Genomic DNA, 21,011 nt, shown 5'->3' with positions numbered 1-21,011 from the left:
ACGTCGGTCCGCAAGACCCCGCCAGCGCCTGATGTACGTGCAGCCCCGGCGTGCAGATCAGCCGACGCGGCCAGCCAGCGCGCGCAGCCGCGCCGCATCCAGGATCTCCACCGTGCCGCGCCCCGGCCGCACGATGCCCTGGTGCGCCAAGCCCTGCAGCACCTGGTTCACCGTCTGGCGCGAGAGGGCCAGCATCGAGGCCAGCTGCTCCTGCGACAGCCGGACCACGCGGCGCGTCTGGTGCGTCCATTCGCCGTAGCCCTGCGACATGGCCAGCAGGCGCGCGGCGATGCGGTTCTCGGCCGGCAGCAGGGCCATGTCCTCCAGCGCCTGGAAGGCCGCGCGCAGCTTGCTGGTGGCCAGCAGTCCGATCCACTGCCACAGCGCGGGCTGCGCCTGCAGCACGGCCAGCAGCGCCGCCTGCGGCACATGCAGCGTGACGGCCGCACCCTGCGCGTGGGCGTCGTGCGTGCGCGGCAGGCCGTCGAGCAGGCCGATCTCGCCGATCCACTGCGAGGGCTCCGCGATGGCCAGCAGGGCTTCCCGGCCATCGGCCGCCAGGCCGGTGATGCGCACCGCGCCCTCGGCGACGCCATAGAGGCCGTCGGGCGGGTCGCCGCGCCGGAACAGGCAGGCGCCGTCCGCATGGCGGCGCGCCACGGCCAGGCCCAGCAGCGCCTGCTGCAGGGGCGCGGGGGCGGCCTTGAACCAGCTGCCGCTGGCGGCGATGCGGGGCCAGTTGTCGTCGTTCATGGGTCGCAAGGGCGGCGGGCGCCTTGTGTCCGGCAGCCGACAGTGGCGCGCGGGGGGCCCGCCCTAGCATCGCCGCATTGCGCCAAGGAGACAACGATGAAGACACTGACCGAGCAACTGTCCACCTACGCGGGCTACCACAGGGACCCGCGCAACATCGCCACGCATTTCATCGGGATTCCCATGATCGTCCTGGCGGTCGTCGTGCTGCTGTCGCGGCCCGGCTTCATGCTGGCCGGGCTGTCGCTCACGCCCGCGGTCATCGCCAGCCTGCTGGCGATGGCCTACTACCTGCGGCTGGACCTGCGCTTCGGCGCCGTCATGGGCGCGCTGCTGGCCCTGGCGCTGTGGTTCGGCGACTGGGCCGCGGCGCTGCCCACGGCCCAGTGGCTGACCGTGGGCGTCGGCGGCTTCGTGGTCGGCTGGGCCTTCCAGTTCGTCGGCCACTGGTATGAGGGCCGCAAGCCGGCCTTCGTCGACGACCTGATGGGCCTGTTGATCGGGCCGCTGTTCGTGGTGGCCGAGGCTGCGTTCATGCTCGGCCTGTGCCAGACGCTGCGCCAGGCGGTGGAGCAGCGCGCCGGCCCGGTGCGCCACCGCGTGACCGCCTGAGCGCCCTGCCACCGGCGTGCCCCTACGCCGTTCGCCCTAGACCTTCCTGCAAATTGGCCCCGCGGGGGTCCGTTCCTAGACTGCCCCGACGACGTCCGACGGGCAGGTCGCATCCTGCGCCTGCGGGGCCCGCCGCCCGGGCGTGCCCCACGGCCGGACGCCTGGGGGTCGAATGGAACGCAAGATGCACAAGCCGGCCGGGGGCGCCGGCCGCCACCGCGCCGGGTGGGGCGCCTGGGCCGTGGCCGCGGCACTGGCCTGGCCCGCCGCCGGCGCCTGGGCACAGGCCGCCGCGCCCGATGCCGAAGCCGCCGCCCGCCAGCAGGAGCAGGCCCGGCTGGCCGATTCGGACACGCTGCTGGCGCTCACGCAGGAGGGCGCCATCCTGTATTCGCAGGACAAGGTCAAGCTCAGTGCCTACCAGTACTGCAGCCAGGCCGTGTCGCTGGCCGAGGCGGGCGACTTCCGCCAGAGCGTGCGCGCCGCCAGCAAGGCGCTGCACCTGGCCGGCGCCACGCAGGACCCGGCCCTGCTGGCCGCCGCCAAGCGCGACCTGGCCATCGTCTACAGCTATGCCGGCCAGCTGGAGAAGGCCGAGCAGTTCGCGCGCGAAGCGCTGCAGCTGCCCACGCGCGAGCCGCAGCTCATCCGCGGCCCGGCCCTCAAGGTGCTGGGCGATGTGGACGCGCGCCGCGGCGACCTGGCCGGCGCCATCCGCAGCTACGACGAGGCCCTGGCCGCCAGCTCGCCGCGCTATGCGCCGCTGGTGCAGGCCTCGCTGGCCAACGCGCTGATCGACAGCGGCAAGCCCGCCGACCTGGCGCGCGCGCGGCAGCTGGTGGACAGCCTGCCCCCGCAGCGCGACGCCTCGCTGGCCGCGCAGGTGGAGCGCACCCGCGCCAACCTGCTGCTGGCCGAAGGCAAGCCCGCCGAGGCCCTGACCGTCTTCCAGCAACTGACCACGCGCCGCGCCGGCACCGACGCCGGCTACTTCCAGCTCTGGGCCTGGGACGGCGTGGCCCGCAGCGAATTGGCGCTGGGCCGCAAGGCCGAGGCCGCGCAGGCGCTGGACCGCGCCCTGGCCGGCGTGGACAAGGTGCGCGCGCGCTTCCGCAGCGACGAATTCAAGATGGGCGTGTTCTCCGACCTGCAGCAGCTCTTCGAGCGCGCGGTGGGTCTGTATGCCGACATGGGCGCGCCGCGCCGCGCCTTCGAGGTGAGCGAGCACAGCCGCTCGCGCGCGCTGCTCGACGCCGTGCGTGGCCGTGCCCAGCTGGCCACGCAGGCCACGGCCGTGGTCGACCTGGCCAGCCTGCAGGCCACCCTGGCGCCCGACGAGCGCCTGGTGCAGTACCACGCGCTGCCCGACCGGCTGCAGGTGTGGGTGGTCAGCAGCACCGAGGTGCGCAGCCAGAGCCTGCCGATCCGCCGCGACGAGCTGGTGGAGCTGGTCGACACCTTCCGCAACTCGGTGGTGCGCGGCCGTCGCACGGCCATCGGCAATGCCGACAAGATGGGCGCGGCGCTGATCGGCCCGCTGGGCCTGCAGCCCGGCCAGCGCATCGTGGTGGTGCCGCACGGGCCGCTGCACTACCTGCCCTTCCAGGCCCTGCGGGTCAACGGCCGCTACCTGATCGAGACCAACCCGGTATCGGTCTCGCCCTCCATGAGCATCGCGGTGCAGCTGGCGCGTCGCACGCCGCGCGTCGACGGGCGGCTCACGGCCTTCGGCAATCCGCGCATCGAGGACAAGTACGACCTGCCCGGCTCGGTGGCCGAGGTCCAGCGGCTGGAGCAGCTCTTTCCGCGGCACACCGTCTTCATGGGCGCGCAGGCCACCAAGACGCAGTTCCGCCAGGCGGCCGGCGGCTCGCCGCTGGTGCACGTGGCCGCGCATGCCGAGGCCGATCAGGTCGACCCGCTCTATTCGCGCATCCTGCTGGCCAACGAGAACGGGCGCCAGAACTTCCTGGAGGCGCACGAGATCCTGGAGCTGCCCATGCAGGGCACGGCCCTGGTCACGCTGTCGGCCTGCGAATCGGGCCTGGGCCGCATCGCCTCGGGCGACGAGGTGCTGGGCTTCACCCGCTCCTTCCTGTCGGCCGGCAGCAGCAGCCTGATCGCCTCGCTGTGGCCGGTGTCGGACGACGCCACCGCGGTGCTCATGAGCACGCTCTACGGCGAACTCGCCAAGGGCCGCGACCTGCAGCAGGCCATGCAGGCCGGCCAGCTGGCGGTGCTGCGCGATCCCAAGATGGCCCATCCCTTCTTCTGGGCCCCCTTCAACCTGATCGGCAACTGGCGCCTGACCGTCCAATGAAGCCCGCCATGACCTCATCCTTCGCGATCCGTGCAACGGCACTGGCCGCTGCATTGACGGCCATGGTGCCCGCGCTGGCGCAGCAGCAGCTGGTGCCCACGCAGCCGCCGTGCACCAGCTGCGCCGCGCCCGGTGCGCAGACCCTGCCCGCGGCGCCGGCCGCGCCGGCGGTCTCCTTCCGCCTGAACGACCTGCGCCTGACCGGCGCCGAAGCGCTGTCGGCCGAGGACCTGCGCGAGATCACCGGCCCCTACATCGGCCGCGACGTCACGCTGGCCGACCTGGAGAAGCTGGCCCAGGCCATCACCGACCGCTACCACGCCCGCGGCTACTTCCTGGCCCAGGCGGTGGTGCCGGTGCAGACGGTGCAGAACGGCGTGGTGGAGATCAGCATCGCCGAAGGCCGCATCGGCAAGGTGGACGTGCAGGTGGCGCCCGAGGCGCCCACCAGCGAGGCGCGGGTGCGCGGCTTCCTGGCCGCGCTGCAGCCCGGCGCCGCCGTGAGCGCCCCGGCCTACGAGCGCGCCATGCTGCTGCTGTCCGACCAGCCCGGCATCGCCGTGGGCTCCGGCCTGCAGGAAGGCAGCCAGCCCGGCACGACCGACCTGGCGGTCGAGGTCAACCCCGGCTCGCGCTTTTCCTTCAGCGCCGATGCCGACAACCATGGCACCCAGGAGTCGGGCCGCTACCGCGTGGGCGGCTCGCTGCGCTGGAACAGCCCGCTGGGCATCGGCGACAACCTGGACCTGCGGGCCATGGTGTCCAACAACGACGCGCTGCAGCTCGGTCGCATCGCCTACGAAGTGCCGCTGGGCACCAGCGGCCTGCGCCTGGGCGCCGGGCTGGCCCGCATCAACTACCAGCTCGACGGCGAATTCGCGGTACTGGGCGCGCAGGGCAAGGCCGACGTGGCCGACTTGTCGCTCTTCTACCCGGTGATCCGCCAGCGGCGGCAGAACCTCTTCCTGCGGCTGTCGGTGGACACCAAGCGGCTGACGGACGAATACACCACGCTGGCTTTCGAGGGCCGCAAACGGGTGCACGGCATGGGCTTGAGCTGGACCTGGGAGCTGCGTGACGACTGGCTGGGCGGCGGCTACTGGGCCAGCTCGGGCACGGCGTACCGCGGCAGCCTGTCGATCCGCGAGCCCAGCCTGCTGGCGGCCGACCAGGCGCTGGGCGGCCCGCGCACCGAGGGCAGCTTCTCCAAGCTCACCTTCCAGGCCTCGCGCCTGCAGTCGGTGCTGCCCGAGCATTCGCTGTACCTGGCCCTGGGCGGCCAGTGGGCCAGCAAGAACCTGGACGCCTCCGAGAAGCTGAGCCTGGGCGGCGCGCGCGCCGTGCGCGCCTATCCCTCCGGCGAGGTGCTGGTGGACCAGGGCCTGATCGGCACCGTCGAATGGCGCTGGTCGGCCACCTCGGAGCTGACGCCCTACGTCTTCTACGACGCGGCGCGCGGCCGGCCGCAGAAGACCCCGGGCCTGTTCGACACCACGCCCGCCAGCCGCAGCCTGCGCGGCGCCGGCATCGGCCTGCAGTGGGTGCGCGCCGGCAACTTCTCGATCAATGCCTCGCTGGCCTGGCGCGCCGGCACGCCTGCGGCCGTCACCGACGGCGGCGGTCGCAATCCGCGGCTGTACGTGCAGCTGCAGAAATCCTTCTGACCGGCCGCGGCACCCGGCGCTTTATCCAAGAGGCCTCGCCATGAGTTCCCGACATCCCTCTTCTTCCGCCGCCGCGGCACGCCACTGGCGCCTGCGGCCCCTGGCGCTGTCGCTGCTGTGCATGGGCGCCGGCTCGGCCATCGCCCAGCTCGCACCGCTCACGCTGCCGGTGATCGCCCCGGGCGCGGGCTCGCTGCGCGGCGTCGCCATCACCGCGCAGAACGCTGGCGCCGGCACCATGACGCTGACGCAGAGCCAGGCCCGCGCCATCGCGCAGTGGACGAGCTTTTCCATCGGCTCGGGCGCGGCCGTCAACATCGTGCAGCCGACGGCCGCGTCGGTGCTGCTCAACCGGGTGACCGGCGGCAATCCGTCGGAGATCGCGGGTCAGCTCACGGCCAACGGGCGCGTGTTCCTGGTCAACCCCTCGGGTGTGCTGTTTTCGGGCACGGCGCAGGTGAACGTGGGCGGTCTGGTCGCCACCACGCTGGACATCCCCGACGCCAGCTTCATGCCCGCCGGCCGCGAGAACACGGCGCTGGGCCCGGGCGAGGTGCTGGTGTTCGAGCGCAACGATGCGAGCGCCACGACCGTGGTCAACCGCGGGCGGATCGTGGCGACCGCGGGCGGCACCGTGCTGCTGATTGGCGCGGGCGTGAGCAACGACGCCGGGGGCACGATCAACGCCCCGGGCGGCACGGCCGGCCTGGTCTCGGGCCGCAAGGTGTCGCTGGACTTCGCAGGCGATGGCCTGACCAATGTGGTCATCAACGCCGACGCGCTGGCGACCAACGCCTCGGCCGCCAATGCCGGCGTGCTGCAGGCCGACGGCGGCCGGGCGCTGATGCTGGGCAGCTCGACCACCACCGGCCAGCTGGTGGTGAGCAACACGGGCGTGGTGCAGGCCCGCAGCCTGGAGTCGCGCAACGGCGAGATCGTGCTGGGTGCCGGCCGCACCAACGCGCTGGCGGTCACCGGCGGCACGGTCGATGCGAGCGGCATCGAGGCCGGTCGCCAGGGCGGCAGCATCACGCTGGCCGGCGGCCAGGTGGTTCTGGCCGACGTTCCCCCGCCTGCCGTGCCTTCCGTCGCGGCCGACGCGCCGGCCACGCGGCTGGACGCGCGCGGCGCCGCGGGCGGCGGCACCGTCACCCTCGCGGGCACCTACGTGGGCGTGGCGCCCACGGCCAGCATCGATGCGAGCGCCACCGGCAGCGGGGCGGGCGGCAGCATCGTGATCGGCTCGGCCCAGGCGGTGACGCTGCCGGGCGAGGCGGCGCCCTCGCCCGAGGTCCCGCGCACCACCGTGCAGCTGGCCGGCACGCTGCGGGCCCGCGGCGCGGGCAACGGTGCCGGCGGCAGCATCTCGGCCAGCGCCGACGGCATGGTGGCCAGCCCGGCCGGCGTGGATGCCGGTGGCGGCAGCGACGGCGGCACCAACGGCCGGCTGACGCTGGCGGTGGGCGATGCGGTGCAGGTGCTGGCCGGCGACGTGGCCTACGACTCGGCCCTCTCGGCCACGGAAGGCGGCCGGGTGGGCGCCGCATCGCTGGGCCGGGCGCTCAGCAGCGGCACCGATGTCACCCTGTCCAGCGCCTCCACCGGCGATGGCCGCGGCGTGGTCTTCCAGCAGGGCGACACGCCGGCCAGCGCCGCGCAGGTCATCAAGACGGGCGGCCCGACCACCACGCTGCGCATCGATTCGGCCGGCAGCATCGACATGGGGCCGGGCAGCGCCATCACCGCCACCGAAGGGGCGCTGAACGTGGACTTCAATGCCGACTCGACCGGCGCGGCCCTGGCCACGGCGGGCACGATCCGGCCCTTTCCCGATTACGACACCGCCTGGGCGGGCGCGATCCGCCTGGACGGCGCGCGCATCGACGCCAATGGCGGCAACGTGCGCTTCTTCGGCCAGGGCGATGCCGCCAATGGCCGCGCCGTGGGCGGCGGCTATTCGGACGGCGGCACCGCCAGCGACCGCTGGCGCGCGGGCGTCTACATCGGCAACAGCCAGGTGCTGACCCGTGGCAGCGGCCAGCTCAGCCTGGCCGGCCAGGGGCGCAGCTGGGCCACCAGCGGCTCCTACACCGCCAGCGAGGGCGTGCTGGTGACGGCCGGCAGCACGGTGCAGGCCGGCACGGGCGGCCTGGCCGTCACAGGCACCAGCGGCGTGGGCGCGAGCGGCGTGCGGGTGGACGGGGCATCCACGCTCACCTCGGGCGGTGCGGCGGCGCTCACCGGCGTGGCCAGCAGCTGGACCGACGCGCAGCCGGGCGGCAGCATCGGCAACACGGCGGGGGTGCTGCTCAGCGGCGCGGCCGTGCAGGCCCAGGGCAACGTGACGCTGCAGGGCACCGGCGCCAACCTCGATGGCATGCGCGGCGACAACGAATTCACCGGCTTCCTCAGCACCGCCCAGGCATCGCAGGGCGTGCAGATGGTGTCCAGCCAGGTGACGGCAGGCACGGGTGCGCGCATCGACGTGACGGGTACCGCCGGCAGCGGCGGCTTCTCGGCCGTGCGCGACGGCACCACGGGCGCGATCTCCATCGTCGAAGGCGCGTCGGCGCGGGCCATCGACATCGGCGGCGCGGTGGGCGGCGGCCTGCGGGCCGAAGGCGGCACCGTCAACCTGCAGGGCGGCAGCGGCGCCGTGCGCCTGGGCACCGACGCCACCACGGTCGCGCTGGCCGGGCCGCGGCTCGATGCGCTGGTCGATGTCTCCAGCACCACGGGCACGGGCGGCAGCATCGTGATCGAGGCCAACAACGTGCTGCTGCAGAACCCGCAGGCCGATCCCGGCGCCACCTTCATGGACGCGAGCGGCGCGGGGCAGGGCGGCAGCATCGTGGTCAAGGGCACCAACGCCGTCGCCATGGCCAACGACGCGGTGCTGCGCGCCGACGCCAACGCGGCCACGGGCAACGGCGGGCAGATCCAGCTGCTGGGCGGCCGCACGCTGCGGGCCCACGGCAGCCTGTCGGCGCAGGGCGGCGCTTCGGGCGGCAACGGCGGCAGCATCGAGACCTCCGGCGCCGGCTTCGACCTCACCGGCATCCGCGTGAACGCCGGGGCCAGTGCCGGCAATGCGGGCACGTGGACGGTCGACCCCTTCGACATCACCATCGTCAACGGCAATGCCAGCGGCAGCCTGCCGGCCAATCCCTACGACGCGGTGGCCACCTCGACCATCCAGGACGGCGACATCAACAACGCGCTGCTGCGCTCCAACGTGACCATCGGGACGGGCACGGGCGGTGCCGCCGACCAGGGCGACATCTTCCTGGACGCGGCGCAGATCGCCTACGCGGGCACCGGCGCGCGCACCTTCACGCTCAATGCCAACCGCAGCGTGCGCTCGAATGCGGGCGCGAGCATCGCCTCGTACGGCGCGGGCGGGCCGCTGAACGTGGTGTTCAACGCCGCGGCGACGACGGGCAGCGCGGCCGTGGGCGGCGGCCAGGTGAGCTGGGACGGCCAGATCTACACCAACGGCGGCAACGTCGTCATGAACGGCGCCTGGACCAACGACTCCAACGGCGCCACCAGCGTCAGCCTGGGCGGCACGGCCGTGGTCGACACCCGCGGCGGCAATGCGCTCACGTCCCCGGGCGTCTACACCGGCGGCAGCGACGCGCAGGCCGGCGGCAGCGTGCAGATCACGGGGCGTACCGACACCACTTCGACGGGCAACTTCGTGACCGCGGCCGTCAACCTGGCCGGTGCGCGCATCGTCACGTCCACCGGCAACGTCGACATCCTCGGCACCACCACGCTGGGCACCGGCGTGCAGCTCACCGCCAACACGGCCACCGCGGGCATCCACACCACCAGTGGCAATGTGCGCATCACGGGCGTGGGCAGCTATGCGGCCAACAGCGGCAATGCGCCCGGGCATGGCGTGGCCATCGGCGCCCAGTTCGGCGGTGCGGGCTCGCTGCCGATGGTGGAGACCGGCACCGGCAGCATCGACATCACCGGCCTGCGGCTGGCGGGCGGCGCGTCCACCGGCGGCGACGGCGTGTGGCTGGGCAACCAGGCGCAGATCGGCAGCACCGGCGGCGGCAGCGTCACGGTGACCGGCGAGTCGCGCAACGACGGCGGCGCCGGCATCCGCATCATCGATGCCGGCGGCATCAGCGTGCCCTCGCCCGCGGGGCGCATCCAGTCCACCGGCCAGGTGGTGCTGCGCGCCGGCGCAGCGGGCACGGCCGATGCGCTGGTGCTGGGCAACGGCAGCCAGGTCAGCGCCGGCACGGTGCTCAACCTGCGGCCGGGCGCCGTGACCCTCACGGGCACCCCCGACAGCTATGCCGCCACCGGCACCGAGCGCGGCACCGACGCCATCGCGCTGGGCGGCACCAGTGCCAACGGCTTCGCCGTCTCCGCCGACGAATGGGCGCGGCTGTCCGCGCCGACGGTGGTGGTGGGCAGCAACGCACAGGCCGGCGCCATCACCGTGGCCGGCGCGCTCGGCGCCTCGGGCAACCTCACGCTGCAGGCCGACAACGAAGGCAGCATCGCGCTGCAGGCGCCGCTCACCGTCGGCGGCACGCTGGGCCTGCTGGCCACGCGCGACATCACGCAGACGGCGGCGGGGGGCATCACCGCGCCGACGCTGCTGGCGCGCTCGATCCTCGGCAACGTGCTGCTGGACCAGGCCGCCAACGACGTGGCGGCCAGCACGCTGGGTGGCAGCGCCGGGGGCAGCTTCCGCTACGTGGACGTGAACACGCTGCGTGTGGGCAGCGTCACCGCCTCCGGCTTCGATGCGACGGCCAATGCCGCGCAGGCCGTGACCAGCGGCACCCTGAGCGGCAGCGACGTGCTGGTGCGGGCCACCACGGGCGACCTGCTGCTGGACACCTCGGTCGCCAGCACGGCGGGCACCGACCTCGTGGCCGGCAACACCTTCCAGAACATCGGCGGCGGCGGCATCAGCGGCCCCTGGCGCATCTGGGCGGCCACCTGGGTGGGCGAGACGCGCGGCGGCCTGGCCGGCACCTCGCCCATTCCCAACCTGTACGGCTGCACCTATGCGGGCGCCTGCGTGCCGGCCTTCCCGACCTCGGGCAACCGCTTCATCTACACGGCGCGGCCCACGGCCACCATCACCATCGCCGACGCGAGCCGGCAGCAGGGCCAGGCCAACCCGGCCTTCGGCTACGGCATCGCCGGGTTGATCCTGGGCGACACGGGCGCCGGCATCACCGGCGCGGTGGGCACCAACGCCAATGCCGGCAGCCCGGTGGGCGTGTATGCCATCAACGGCAGCTTCGTCTCTGCCGAGGGCTATCTGCTGAATGTGGTGCCGGGCCGGTTGAGCGTGACGCCGGCCCCGGTGCCGCCACCTCCTCCCTCTCCTTCGCCTGCTCCGGCGCCGTCGGTGTTCAGCCCGCCGAAGGTGGCGCCGGCCGACGTCATCCGCGAGGACGTCAACACCTACACCTTCGACCGCAACATCGGCGGCCCGCCCATCTGCTACGCCACCGGCCCGCTGGGCGGCAGCCGCACGGCGCAGCAGGGCGACGACGTGCTGGCCCGCGAATGGACGCGGGTGCGGTCGCGGCCACAGCTGACGAGTTGCGTGGACACGGAGCGCAAGAACGGGTGTTCGGACTTCTGAGCGTTGGCGGATCAGGCTTTGCTTGGTGCTTGGTGCTTGGTGCTTGGTGCTTGGCGCTTGGCGCTTGGCGCAGGTGCAGGTGCAGGTGCAGGTGCTTCGTGCCCAGGGCTGGGCTGATGCGGGCGGTCGGCAGCACGAGCGGCTGGGACGGTAACCCGGCAGAGGGCGCCGGCATGCGCGCTCCCGGTGCACGCTCGCGCTGACCGGCTTGCCTCACCGGACGGGTGCCCGCTTTCCACCGACGCGCTTGGGGCACTGCACGGCGCCGCGAATGGCACCTCCGCACGCACACCGGCACCCTCCGCCTCGACGGTGCGCGCGAGCCCTCCCGGTTTTCGGGCCTTGGGACCTTGGTCGTGTGAGGCCTTGGTCCTTTGGTCTTGGGGCCTCGGGTCCTTGGGGTCCTTGGGGTCCTTGGGGTCCTGGAGGTAATGCCGGCCAGTCAACCCCAACCCGTTCGGGCTGAGCCTGTCGAAGCCTCGCCCATGGGGTTGCACGCAGGCGGCTCAAGCAGCGCCAGGCACATGCGCCGCGCGCCGCTCTGCCCTTCGACAAGCACAGGGTGAACGGAGTCAGGACCCGGGCGGCCAAACCCGGCCGTTCGGGCGCAGCGTCCAGGCGGAGGGTGCCGGTGTGCGTGCGGAGGTGCCATTCGCGGCGCCGTGCAGTGCCCCAAGCGCGTCGGTGGAAAGCGGGCACCCGTCTGGTGAGGCAAGCCGGTCAGCGCGAGCGTGCACCGGGAGCGCGCATGCCGGTGCCCTCTGCCGGGTTAGTACCCCGCAAGCCCAGCCGCCCAACCGCCCAGCCGCCCAACCGCCCGAACGGACCGAACGGACCGAACCGCCCGATCAACCCCGAGCGCCCCACAAGCGCCCCGGCGTACTAGGCCCTTCGGACGAGTCCCGCCCCCCGCCTATTCCGTCCGATGGATTTGCCGCGCCCGGCGCCCCCGGGACACTGCACCTCGCTTGCCGCATCGAGGTTCCGAGCGCCCCGCCCGCGTCCCGGCCCGGGATGAAGAAAGAAGCCCGGGCGGTGCAGCCCTGTCGTTTGGAAGGAGCGTGCGCGCGATGAGTTGGCGATCGAAAGTGGTCTGGAGCGAAGGCATGCTGCTGCAGCCGCAGCACCTGCAACAGGCCGAGCGCCACGCAGACCATGCGCGCCACCTGCTGCTGCGCGGCACGGCGCCCTGCGGCTGGGGCTTCGCGGCGCTCGACATCGATGCGGCGGCCCTGTCGCTCGGCAAGCTTGCGCTCACCCGCGCCGTGGGCGTCTTCGCCGACGGCACCCCCTTCGACATGCCGGCCGTCGACCCGCTGCCCGAGCCCATCGACGTGCCGGCCAACCTGCGCGACGAGGCCATCGTCCTGGCCCTGCCCGTGCGCCGCGCGGGTGCGCGCGAATCCAATGCCGAAAGCGGCGACGAGGACGAGCTGGTGCGCCACCGCGTGCTCGAGTCCGAGGTGCCCGACGCCAACACCGCCGGCGAGCGCACCGCGCTGCTGCAGCTGGGCGCGCTGCACACCCGGCTGATGCGTGCCGGCGAGGCCACCGATGCGTGGACCACGCTCTCGGTCGCCCGCGTCGTCGAGCGCCGCACCGACAACCAGCTCTCGCTGCACCGCGGCTGGGTCCCGCCCTTGCTGGACGTGGCGGCCCATGCCGTCATCCGCGGCTGGGTGGACGAGCTGCTCGGCCTGCTGCGCCAGCGCGCCGATGCCCTGGCCGGCCGCATGACCCAGGGCGGCACCGGCGGCGTGGCCGAGATCGCCGACTTCATGCTGCTGCAGACCGTCAACCGCCACGAGCCGGTGTTCGCGCACTTCGCCCGCGGCCCGCTGCTGCATCCGCTGCGCTTCTACGAGCAGGCGCTGGAGCTGGCCGGCGACCTGGGCACCTTCCGCGACAGCCGCCGCGCCCTGCGCCTGCCGCCTTATGTGCACGACGACTTGGAGGCCAGCTTCCGCCCGCTGATGGACGACCTGCGCCGCAGCCTGTCGATGGTGCTGGAGCAGTCGGCCATCCGCATCGAACTGCACGACCGCAAGCACGGCGTGCGCGTCGCGCTGATCCCCGACGTCGAGCTGCAGCGCAACGCCACCTTCGTGCTGGCCGTGCAGTCGCAGCTGCCCGGCGATGCGCTGCGGGCGCGCTTTCCCACGCAGGTCAAGATCGGTCCGGTCGAGCGCATCCGCGACCTGGTCAACCTGCAGCTGCCGGGCGTGACCCTCACGCCGCTGCCGGTCGCGCCGCGGCAGATCCCCTTCCATGCCGGCGCCAACTACTTCGAGCTGGAGACCAAGGGCAGCGACCTGTGGCGCCAGCTGGAGGCCTCGGGCGGCATGGCGATGCACATCGCGGGCGATTTCCCCGGTCTCGACCTGGCCTTCTGGGCGGTCCGATGACAGCCCCTCGTTTCCTGCTCGCTTCGCGTAGCCGAATGCTCTCTGGAGGCCCTCGTGAGCACGCCTGATCCCTTCGCGGCCTTCGAGTCCGAACGCACCGTCATCAAGCCCAAGCCGCGCACGCCCGGTGCGGGCGGCAATGCGCCGCCGCCGATGATGCCGCCGCCTTCCTCGCCGGGCGCCGAGCCGCTGTCCACCGAGCTGGGCGACCTGGGCCTGCTCAATCCGCTGGTGTCGGCCGCCGGCCGGCTGCTGGTGCTGATGGGCAAGCTGCGCAACCTGGTGCAGCCGCCCGACGTGGGTGCGCTGCGCGCCTCGGCCGCGCAGGCGGTGCAGCAGTTCGAGGCCGACGCGCGCCGCGCCGGCGCCACCAACGAGACCGTGCTGGCCGCCCGCTACGTGCTGTGCACCGCGCTGGACGAGGCCGTGGCCAACACGCCCTGGGGCGTGTCGGGCGGCTGGAACAAGCAGAGCCTGCTGGTGCAGTTCCACAACGAAACCTGGGGCGGCGAGAAGGTCTTCCAACTGCTGGCCCGCCTGGCGCAGGACGTGCCCACGCACCGCCAGCTGCTCGAACTCATCTACAGCGTGCTGGCCTTGGGCTTCGAGGGCCGCTACCGCGTGGTGGACAACGGCCGCGCCCAGCTGGACTCGGTGCGCCAGCGCCTGGCCGACCTGATCCGCAAGGACCGCCCGCCGCTGGAGCCGGCGCTGTCGCCCCACTGGCAGGGCGCGGGCGGCGGCAGCGCGCGGCTGCGCGAATCGGTGCCGCTGTGGGTGGTCGGCGCCGGCTTCCTGCTGCTGCTGGCACTGGTCTGGTTCGGCCTGCGGCTGTGGCTGGGCAACCTCTCTGACACGACCTGGTCGCGCGTGGCGGGCCTGCGCCTGCCCAACACCCAGCTGGTGCCGCCGCCGGCGCCGGTGCCGGCCAAGTCGCCGCGGCTCGCGCGCTTCCTGGAGGCCGAGGTCAAGCAGGGACTGGTGACCGTCACCGACGAGGCCGACCGCAGCACGGTGCGGCTGCGCGGCGACGCCTTCTTCGGCTCCGGCAGCGCCGAGCCCATGGCGCAGGCCATGCCGGTGCTGGTGCGCATCGGCCAGGCCCTGGCCGAGGTCAAGGGCGAGGTGCTGATCACCGGCCATTCCGACAGCCAGCCGATCCGCTCGCTGCGCTATCCCTCCAACTGGCACCTGTCCACCGCGCGGGCCGAGGCCGTGCGTCAGGCGCTCACGCCATTGGTCGACCCGGCCCGCATGAAGGCCGAGGGCAAGGCCGACGCCGAGCCCGTCGCCGCCAACGACACGCCCGCCAACCGGGCGCGCAACCGGCGCGTGGACATCGTGCTGCTCGCTTCGCCCGAAGGAGTGGCGAAATGAAGGCCGTCTTCAAGTTCATCTTCCACCCGGTGCTGCTCACCGTGGTGGCCCTGGCCATCCTGGGCCTGCTGATCTGGTGGATCGGCCCGCTGATCAAGATCGGCGCGCTGGTGCCGCTCGAAAGCGAACTCGCGCGCGCCATCCTGATCGGCGTGATCGTGCTGCTGGTGCTGCTGCGCCTGGCCATCCGCCGCTGGCGCGTGCGCCGTGCCAGCCGCGCACTGACCGACGGCCTGATGAAGGCGCCCGCCGCCGCCAAGGCCGAGGCGCCCGGCAATGGCGAGCAGCAGGTGCTGGCCGACCGCTTCGGCGAGGCCATCGCCACGCTCAAGAAGATGCGTCTCACCGCCGCCGGCAAGAAGCCCGGCTGGCGCGACTGGCTGTCGCTGTCGGGCGGCAGCTACCTCTACGACCTGCCCTGGTACGTCTTCATCGGCGCGCCGGGTTCGGGCAAGACCACGGCGCTGGTCAATTCGGGCCTGTCGTTCCCGCTGGCCGAGAAGTTCGGCGCCGGCGCCATCCGCGGCGTGGGCGGCACCCGCAACTGCGACTGGTGGTTCACCGACGAGGCGGTGCTGATCGACACCGCCGGCCGCTACACCACGCAGGACAGCCATGCCGCCGAGGACAAGAGCGCCTGGGACGGCTTCCTCAACCTGCTGAAGAAGGCCCGCCCGCGCCGGCCGCTCAACGGCGTCTTCCTCACCGTGAGCGTGGCCGACCTGCTGGGCCATGGCCTGGAGGCGCGCAGTGCGCTGGCGGCATCGATGCGCGCGCGCCTGCTGGAGCTGGACGAGCGCCTGACCACCCGGCTGCCGGTGTACGTGCTGGTGACCAAGAGCGACCTGCTCTACGGCTTCACCGAGTACTTCGCCGACCTGGGCAAGGAGCAGCGGGCGCAGGTCTTCGGCTTCACCCTGTCGCCCGACGAGGGCTCGCACCTGGCCGAGCACGGCCTTCAGCAGCCCTTCCAGCGCGAGTTCTCGCTGCTGCACGAGCGCGTCAACAACGGCCTCATCGAGCGCATGCAACAGGAGACCGACGGCACCCGCCGCGGCGCCATCTTCGGCTTCCCGGCGCAGTTCGCGACAGTGGGGCCGCTGCTGGCCGACCTGCTGGACCAGGTCTTCACCGGCTCGCGCTTCGCGCAGCCGCCGTGGGTGCGCGGCGTGTACTTCACCAGCGGCACGCAGGAAGGCAGCCCCATCGACCGCGTGATGGGCAGCCTGGCGCGCAGCTTCGGCATCGAGCGCGCCATCCTGGCACCGCAGAAGTCCAGCGGGCGCAGCTACTTCCTCACCACGCTGCTCAAGGACGTGGTGTTTCCCGAGCAGCGCCTGGCCGGCGCCGACGTCAAGCTGGAGCGCAAGCGCCATCTGCTGCGTCTGGCCGGCGTCTCGGCCATGGGCCTGGTCACGCTGGCGCTGCTGGCGGGCTGGGGCTGGTCGGCCTGGCGCAATGCCGAGTACCTGAAGTCGGTCGAGGCCAAGCTGGAGCCTACCCGCCAGTCGCTGGCCACGCTGCCCACGCAGGCCAGCAGCCCCATCGACATGGCGCCGGTGCTGGGCAACCTGCGCGACGTGTGGCGCACGCCGGTCAACCGCGAGGGCGACACGCCCTTCCTGATGACGCTGGGCCTCTACCAGGGCGACAAGATGGACGCCGCCGCCCAGGCCGCGCACCAGCGCGCGCTCAACGAGGCCTTCCTGCCGCAGCTGGCGCGCCGCATCGAGGACCAGCTGCGCAGCGCCCCGCGCGACAACCTGGAGTACCTGTACGAGGCGCTCAAGAGCTACCTCATGATCCACCAGCCCGAGCACTTCGACCCCGAGGCGCTCAAGGCCTGGATCACGCTGGACTGGGAGCGCACGCTGGACCGCGGCGTGCCGCCCGAGCGCCGCAAGATGCTGGAGGACCAGCTCGACCTCCTGATCGCCCAGGGCCCGCCGCGCTCGCCGCTGCCCATGGACGAGAACCTGGTGCGCAGCACCCGCGGCCTGCTGGCCAGCTACCCGCCCGAGCAGCGCATCTTCAGCCGCCTCAAGCGCCAGCGCCTGGGCAAGGACATGCCCGACTTCACCGTGGCCCAGGCCGCCGGTCCTTCGGCGCCGCTGGTGTTCGAGCGGCCCAGCGGCAAGCCGCTGACCGAGGGCGTGCCGGGCCTGTTCACCTACGACGGCTATCACCAGCGCTTCCAGAAAGCGGTGGTGCTCGTGACCGGCCAGCTCGCCGCCGAAGACCCGTGGGTGCTCGGCCAGGAGAAGAGCGCCGCCGACCGCGCCCGCGACGCCGCGGCGCTGGGCCAGCTCACCGACCGCGTGCGCCGCCTCTACCTGGAGGAATACGCGCGCCTGTGGCAGGCCCTGCTGGCCGACGTGCGCCTGATCCGCGCCGGCGGGCTGGAGAAGAACATCGACATCGCCCGCATCGTCTCGGGCGTGGATTCGCCGCTGGCCAACTTCCTGCGCGCGGTGGTCAAGCAGACCACGCTCACGCCCGTCAAGGACGACAAGTCCGCCGTCGGCAAGGCCGCCGAGACCGTGCGCAACACGCGCAAGGGCCTGGAAGAGTTGTTCGGCGGCAGCAGCAGCGATGCCCAGCGCGCGGTGCCCGTGGGCAAGAGCATCGAGTCCATCGTGGACGACCGCTTCGAGAGCCTGCGCCGGCTGGTCACGCCCGCAGCGCCCGGCCAGCCCGCGCCCATCGACGACGCGCTCAAGCTCTTCAACGAGGTCTACGTCTATCTCACGGCGGTGGACACGGCCGTCAAGAGCCGCAGCGCGCCGCCGCCCGGCGACGTGGCCGGCAAGCTCAAGTCCGACGCCGGCCGGCTGCCCGAGCCGGTGCGCTCGATGATCGAGAACCTCAGCAGCACCGGCGCCGCCCAGGCCCGCGTGGCCGAGCGCGGCAACCTCAGCCAGGACCTGCGCCCGGTCACCGAGTTCTGCCAGCGCGCCATCGCCGGCCGCTATCCCTTCGTGGAAAGCAGCAACCGCGACGTGCTGCCCGAGGACTTCGGCCAGATGTTCGGCCCGGGCGGGCTGATGGACGACTTCTTCCAGAAGAAACTGGCGCAGCTGGTGGACACCAGCCGCCGTCCGTGGCGCTACCGGCCCATCGCCGAGCAGGGCGCCATCTCGCCGGCGGCGCTGCAGCAGTTCGAGCGCGCGGACGTCATCAAGCAGGTGTTCTTCCGCGGCGGCGGCCGCACGCCGGGCATGCGGCTGGACTTCAGGCCGGTGGAGATGGACGCGGGCATCACCAGCTTCTCGCTCGACGTCGACGGCCAGGTGGTCAAGTACGCGCACGGCCCCATCGTGCCGATGACCGTGCAGTGGCCCGGGCCGCGCAACACCAACCAGGTGCGCCTGACCATCGCGCCGCCCACGTCGGGCGGCACCTCGGGCCAGGTCACCGAAGGGCCGTGGGCGCTGTTCAAGATGCTCGACCGCGGCCAGCTGGCCTCGGGCGACGGGCCGGAGAAGTTCTTCATCACCTTCCAGCTCGATGCGCGTCGCGCGCGCTTCGAGGTCACGACCAACAGCGTGCAGCATCCGATCCGGATGAAGGAGCTGCGCGAGTTCTCCTGCCCGGAGGGCCTCTGATGGCGGCGCACTTCCTGGCCGAGCCGCAGACGCTGCCGGGCTGGTTCGGCAAGCTGCCGGGCATCGGCGACTTCGCCCACCGGCGCCTGCCGGCGGACTTCCGCGAGGCCTGGGACGGCTGGCTGCAGGAGGGGCTGATGCAGCTGCGCCTGCGACATGAAGGCGAATGGCGCGAGCGCTACCTCGAAGGGCCGCTGTGGTTCTTCGTGCTCGCGCCGGGCGTGGCCGGCGAGGCGGGATGGATCGGCGTGATGATGCCGTCGGTGGATGGCGTGGGGCGCTACTTTCCCTTCACCATCGCCGGCCGTCTGCGTGACGGCGGGCTGCAGCCAGGCGACTGGCAGGCCGTGGCCGCCTGGTGGCAGGACGCCACGCAGGCCGCGCTGCAGTCGCTGGAGCAGGACCTGGATGCGGCCGCCGTCGACGCCCTGCTGGCGGCGCTGGGCGGCCGGACGTCCCCCGCCGCTGCTGGCGGTGCCGCGCCTGCGCCTGCGGCGGGCGAGGGGCAGGGCGCCGCCGCCGGTCCGGGTGCGGTCTCGCATGGGCAGTCGCTGTGGCTCACCCATCCGGAGGCCGGCGCCGCCGGGGCCCAGGTGCTGACCGTGGCCGGCCTGCCGCGCGGCGCCCGGTTCGACCTGCTCTTCGGCTTCGACGATCCGGCCGAAGGCGCTGTGCAGGGAGCGGCGCAATGAGCGATCCCCGCCCCGACGAACCCACCCGCGTCTTCGGCGGCGGCGCGCCCGGCCCCGACGAGGCCACGCGCGTGGTCACCGGCGCCGCTGCAGGCGATGCGACCCGTGTCATCACGGGTGGCGTCGCGCCGGCTGGCGACGCCACGCGGGTCGTCACCGGCAGCATCCTGTCGCCCACCCAGCCGCGCACCGGCACCGGTGCCGCGCCTGCGGGCGGCGGCGATGCCGGCACCTTGCCGCCGGGCAGCGTGATCGCCGAATTCGAGATCACCCGGCTCATCGGCCAGGGTGGCTTCGGCGTGGTCTACGAGGCCTGGGACCACACGCTGGAGCGCGTGGTCGCCATCAAGGAATACCTGCCCACCTCGCTGGCCACCCGCACCGGGGACGGCACCATCATGCCGCTGTCGGAGCGCCACCGCGAGACCTTCGACCTGGGCATGCGCTCCTTCATCAACGAGGCCCGGCTGCTGGCGCAGTTCGACCATCCCTCGCTGCTGAAGGTCTACCGCTTCTGGCAGGAGCGCGGCACCACCTACATGGTGATGCCCTTCTACCGCGGCGACACGCTGCGCCAGGCGCTGGCCGACATCCCGGCCGGCGTGGACGAGGGCTGGCTGCTGCGCGTGATGGACGGCGTGAGCCAGGCCCTGGCCGTGATGCATGCGGCCAACTGCTTCCACCGCGACATCGCGCCCGACAACATCCTGCTGCTCGAAGGCTCGGGCCGGCCGGTGGTGCTGGACTTCGGCGCCGCGCGCCGCGTGATCAGCGACAAGACGCAGGCCATCACCGTCATCCTCAAGCCCGGCTACGCGCCCGTTGAGCAGTACGCCGAGATGCCTGACATGAAGCAGGGCCCGTGGACCGACGTCTACGCCCTGGCGGCGGTGATGCACGTGGCCATCTGCGGCCGGGCGCCGCCACCCTCGGTGGCGCGCATCCTGAGCGACAGCTACGTGCCGCTGGCCGGCAATGAACAGCTGCAGCAGCGCTACAGCCCGGCCCTGCTGGCCGCGGTGGACGCGGGCCTGGCGGTGCGGCCCGAGGGCCGGCCGCAGTCCATGGCCGAGTTCCGCCAGCAGCTCGGGCTGGAAGAGACCACCACCATGGCCGCCGCGCGCAGCGCACCGGCCGGCGGCGCGGCGCCGGCCGTGGCCCGTGCCCCGGCTGCCGCGCGCACGCAGCCACCCCGGCCCGCGCCTGCACCGGCTGCGGCCGAGGGCGGGGCGGGCCGCTCGAAGCTCGTGCCCGTGATCGGCGGCGTGGCCGCGCTGGCCGTCGCGGCGGGCGCGGCGCTGTGGTGGAGCGGGCGCGGCGATGGCGCGGCGCCACCGCCGCCTTCCGCCGTGGCCCAGGCCCCGGTGGCCGATGCGCCCGCTGCCGCGCCCAGCCCGGCCCCCGTGCCGCCGGCCCCGCCGCCGCGCGTCGCGCCGAAGACGCCGCTCGAATCGCTGCAGGCCCTGTCGGTGGGCGCCACGCCGGGCTTCGACGTCACCGCCACGGCCCGCAAGCCGGAGGTGAGCATCGGCAAGGACAAGCTGGCCTTCGACGTGCGCAGCAACCGCGACGGCTTCGTCTACGTCTTCCTGCTGGCCAGCGGGGGCGAGCTGTTCCAGCTCTTTCCCAACCTGCTGGACCGCCACAACCGCATCACGGCCGGCAGCACGATGGCCCTGCCGCGCGCCTCCTGGCCCATGGAGGCGGGCGGCCCGCCCGGCACCAACCACTTCGCCGTGGTGGTGAGCGAGCGCGAGCGCGACTTCAGCGATGCCGGCATGAAGAGCGAGGGCGTCTTCCCGCTGTTTCCGGCCGCCGGCCTGGCTTCGCTCGAAGCCGCCAACCCCGGCCCCGCCGCCACCGTGCTGCTGGGCCGGCCCGTCTGCCCGCAAAGCGCCGGCTGTGCCGACGCCTACGGCGTAGGGAGCTTCAAGATCGTCGAGAAGTGATCGTC

At 73.0% G+C, this 21,011-nt stretch carries 10 protein-coding genes; 9 read left to right on the top strand and 1 reads right to left on the bottom strand.

Translation table 11 applies throughout. The features are described from left to right. Positions 1 to 57: 57 nt before the first annotated feature. The gene (locus tag KBC94_RS26620) at positions 58 to 753 is read right to left on the bottom strand and encodes a Crp/Fnr family transcriptional regulator (protein ID WP_294377789.1); all 696 of its coding nucleotides are present in this window, start codon (positions 751 to 753) and stop codon (positions 58 to 60) included. A 96-nt stretch (positions 754 to 849) separates the two neighbouring features. Here KBC94_RS26620 and KBC94_RS26615 point away from each other — a divergent pair, with 96 nt between their 5' ends. The 9 genes from KBC94_RS26615 (at position 850) to KBC94_RS26575 (ending at position 21,006) form a co-directional block, all read left to right on the top strand. After that, a complete protein-coding gene (locus KBC94_RS26615) occupies positions 850 to 1,365 on the top strand; it encodes an Mpo1-like protein (protein ID WP_294377785.1) in 516 nt (171 codons plus the stop codon). Positions 1,366 to 1,549: 184 nt separating this feature from the next. Further along, positions 1,550 to 3,685: a CHAT domain-containing protein gene (locus KBC94_RS26610; RefSeq protein ID WP_294377783.1), complete on the top strand. Its 2,136-nt coding sequence runs from the start codon at positions 1,550 to 1,552 to the stop codon at positions 3,683 to 3,685. Between the two features lie 8 nt (positions 3,686 to 3,693). Next, positions 3,694 to 5,349: a ShlB/FhaC/HecB family hemolysin secretion/activation protein gene (locus KBC94_RS26605; RefSeq protein WP_294377780.1), complete on the top strand. Its 1,656-nt coding sequence runs from the start codon at positions 3,694 to 3,696 to the stop codon at positions 5,347 to 5,349. A 40-nt stretch (positions 5,350 to 5,389) separates the two neighbouring features. Beyond that, a complete protein-coding gene (locus KBC94_RS26600) occupies positions 5,390 to 10,978 on the top strand; it encodes a filamentous hemagglutinin N-terminal domain-containing protein (protein WP_294377778.1) in 5,589 nt (1,862 codons plus the stop codon). 1,070 nt (positions 10,979 to 12,048) lie between these two features. After that, on the top strand, positions 12,049 to 13,383 hold the full coding sequence (gene tssK, locus KBC94_RS26595; RefSeq protein WP_294377775.1) for a type VI secretion system baseplate subunit TssK: 1,335 nt from the start codon (positions 12,049 to 12,051) through the stop codon (positions 13,381 to 13,383). Positions 13,384 to 13,437: 54 nt separating this feature from the next. Then, entirely contained in the window at positions 13,438 to 14,760 is a 1,323-nt protein-coding gene (locus KBC94_RS26590; protein WP_294377772.1) for a DotU family type VI secretion system protein, read from the top strand. After that, on the top strand, positions 14,757 to 18,365 hold the full coding sequence (tssM, locus tag KBC94_RS26585; RefSeq protein ID WP_294377769.1) for a type VI secretion system membrane subunit TssM: 3,609 nt from the start codon (positions 14,757 to 14,759) through the stop codon (positions 18,363 to 18,365). The genes KBC94_RS26590 and tssM overlap by 4 nt, the downstream gene beginning before the upstream one ends. Further along, positions 18,365 to 19,057 (top strand): type VI secretion system-associated protein TagF, encoded by a 693-nt coding sequence (tagF, locus tag KBC94_RS26580; RefSeq protein WP_294377766.1) that lies wholly within the window; start codon positions 18,365 to 18,367, stop codon positions 19,055 to 19,057. Before tssM ends, tagF begins: the two co-directional genes overlap by 1 nt. Continuing rightward, positions 19,054 to 21,006: a serine/threonine-protein kinase gene (locus KBC94_RS26575; RefSeq protein ID WP_294377764.1), complete on the top strand. Its 1,953-nt coding sequence runs from the start codon at positions 19,054 to 19,056 to the stop codon at positions 21,004 to 21,006. The genes tagF and KBC94_RS26575 overlap by 4 nt, the downstream gene beginning before the upstream one ends. Positions 21,007 to 21,011 lie beyond the last annotated feature (5 nt).

It is taken from the genome of Pseudacidovorax sp., assembly GCF_017991995.1.
In the GTDB taxonomy this organism is placed as follows: domain Bacteria; phylum Pseudomonadota; class Gammaproteobacteria; order Burkholderiales; family Burkholderiaceae_C; genus Xenophilus.
This window is presented reverse-complemented; position numbering and strand designations above follow the sequence as displayed.

Coding starts and splice junctions, on each gene's coding strand:
- KBC94_RS26610 (WP_294377783.1), top strand. CDS start 1,550: ATGCACAAGCCGGCCGGGGGCGCCGGCCGCCACCGCGCCGGGTGGGGC.
- KBC94_RS26575 (WP_294377764.1), top strand. CDS start 19,054: ATGAGCGATCCCCGCCCCGACGAACCCACCCGCGTCTTCGGCGGCGGC.
- tagF (WP_294377766.1), top strand. CDS start 18,365: ATGGCGGCGCACTTCCTGGCCGAGCCGCAGACGCTGCCGGGCTGGTTC.
- tssK (WP_294377775.1), top strand. CDS start 12,049: ATGAGTTGGCGATCGAAAGTGGTCTGGAGCGAAGGCATGCTGCTGCAG.
- KBC94_RS26605 (WP_294377780.1), top strand. CDS start 3,694: ATGACCTCATCCTTCGCGATCCGTGCAACGGCACTGGCCGCTGCATTG.
- KBC94_RS26620 (WP_294377789.1), bottom strand. CDS start 753: ATGAACGACGACAACTGGCCCCGCATCGCCGCCAGCGGCAGCTGGTTC.
- KBC94_RS26600 (WP_294377778.1), top strand. CDS start 5,390: ATGAGTTCCCGACATCCCTCTTCTTCCGCCGCCGCGGCACGCCACTGG.
- tssM (WP_294377769.1), top strand. CDS start 14,757: ATGAAGGCCGTCTTCAAGTTCATCTTCCACCCGGTGCTGCTCACCGTG.
- KBC94_RS26615 (WP_294377785.1), top strand. CDS start 850: ATGAAGACACTGACCGAGCAACTGTCCACCTACGCGGGCTACCACAGG.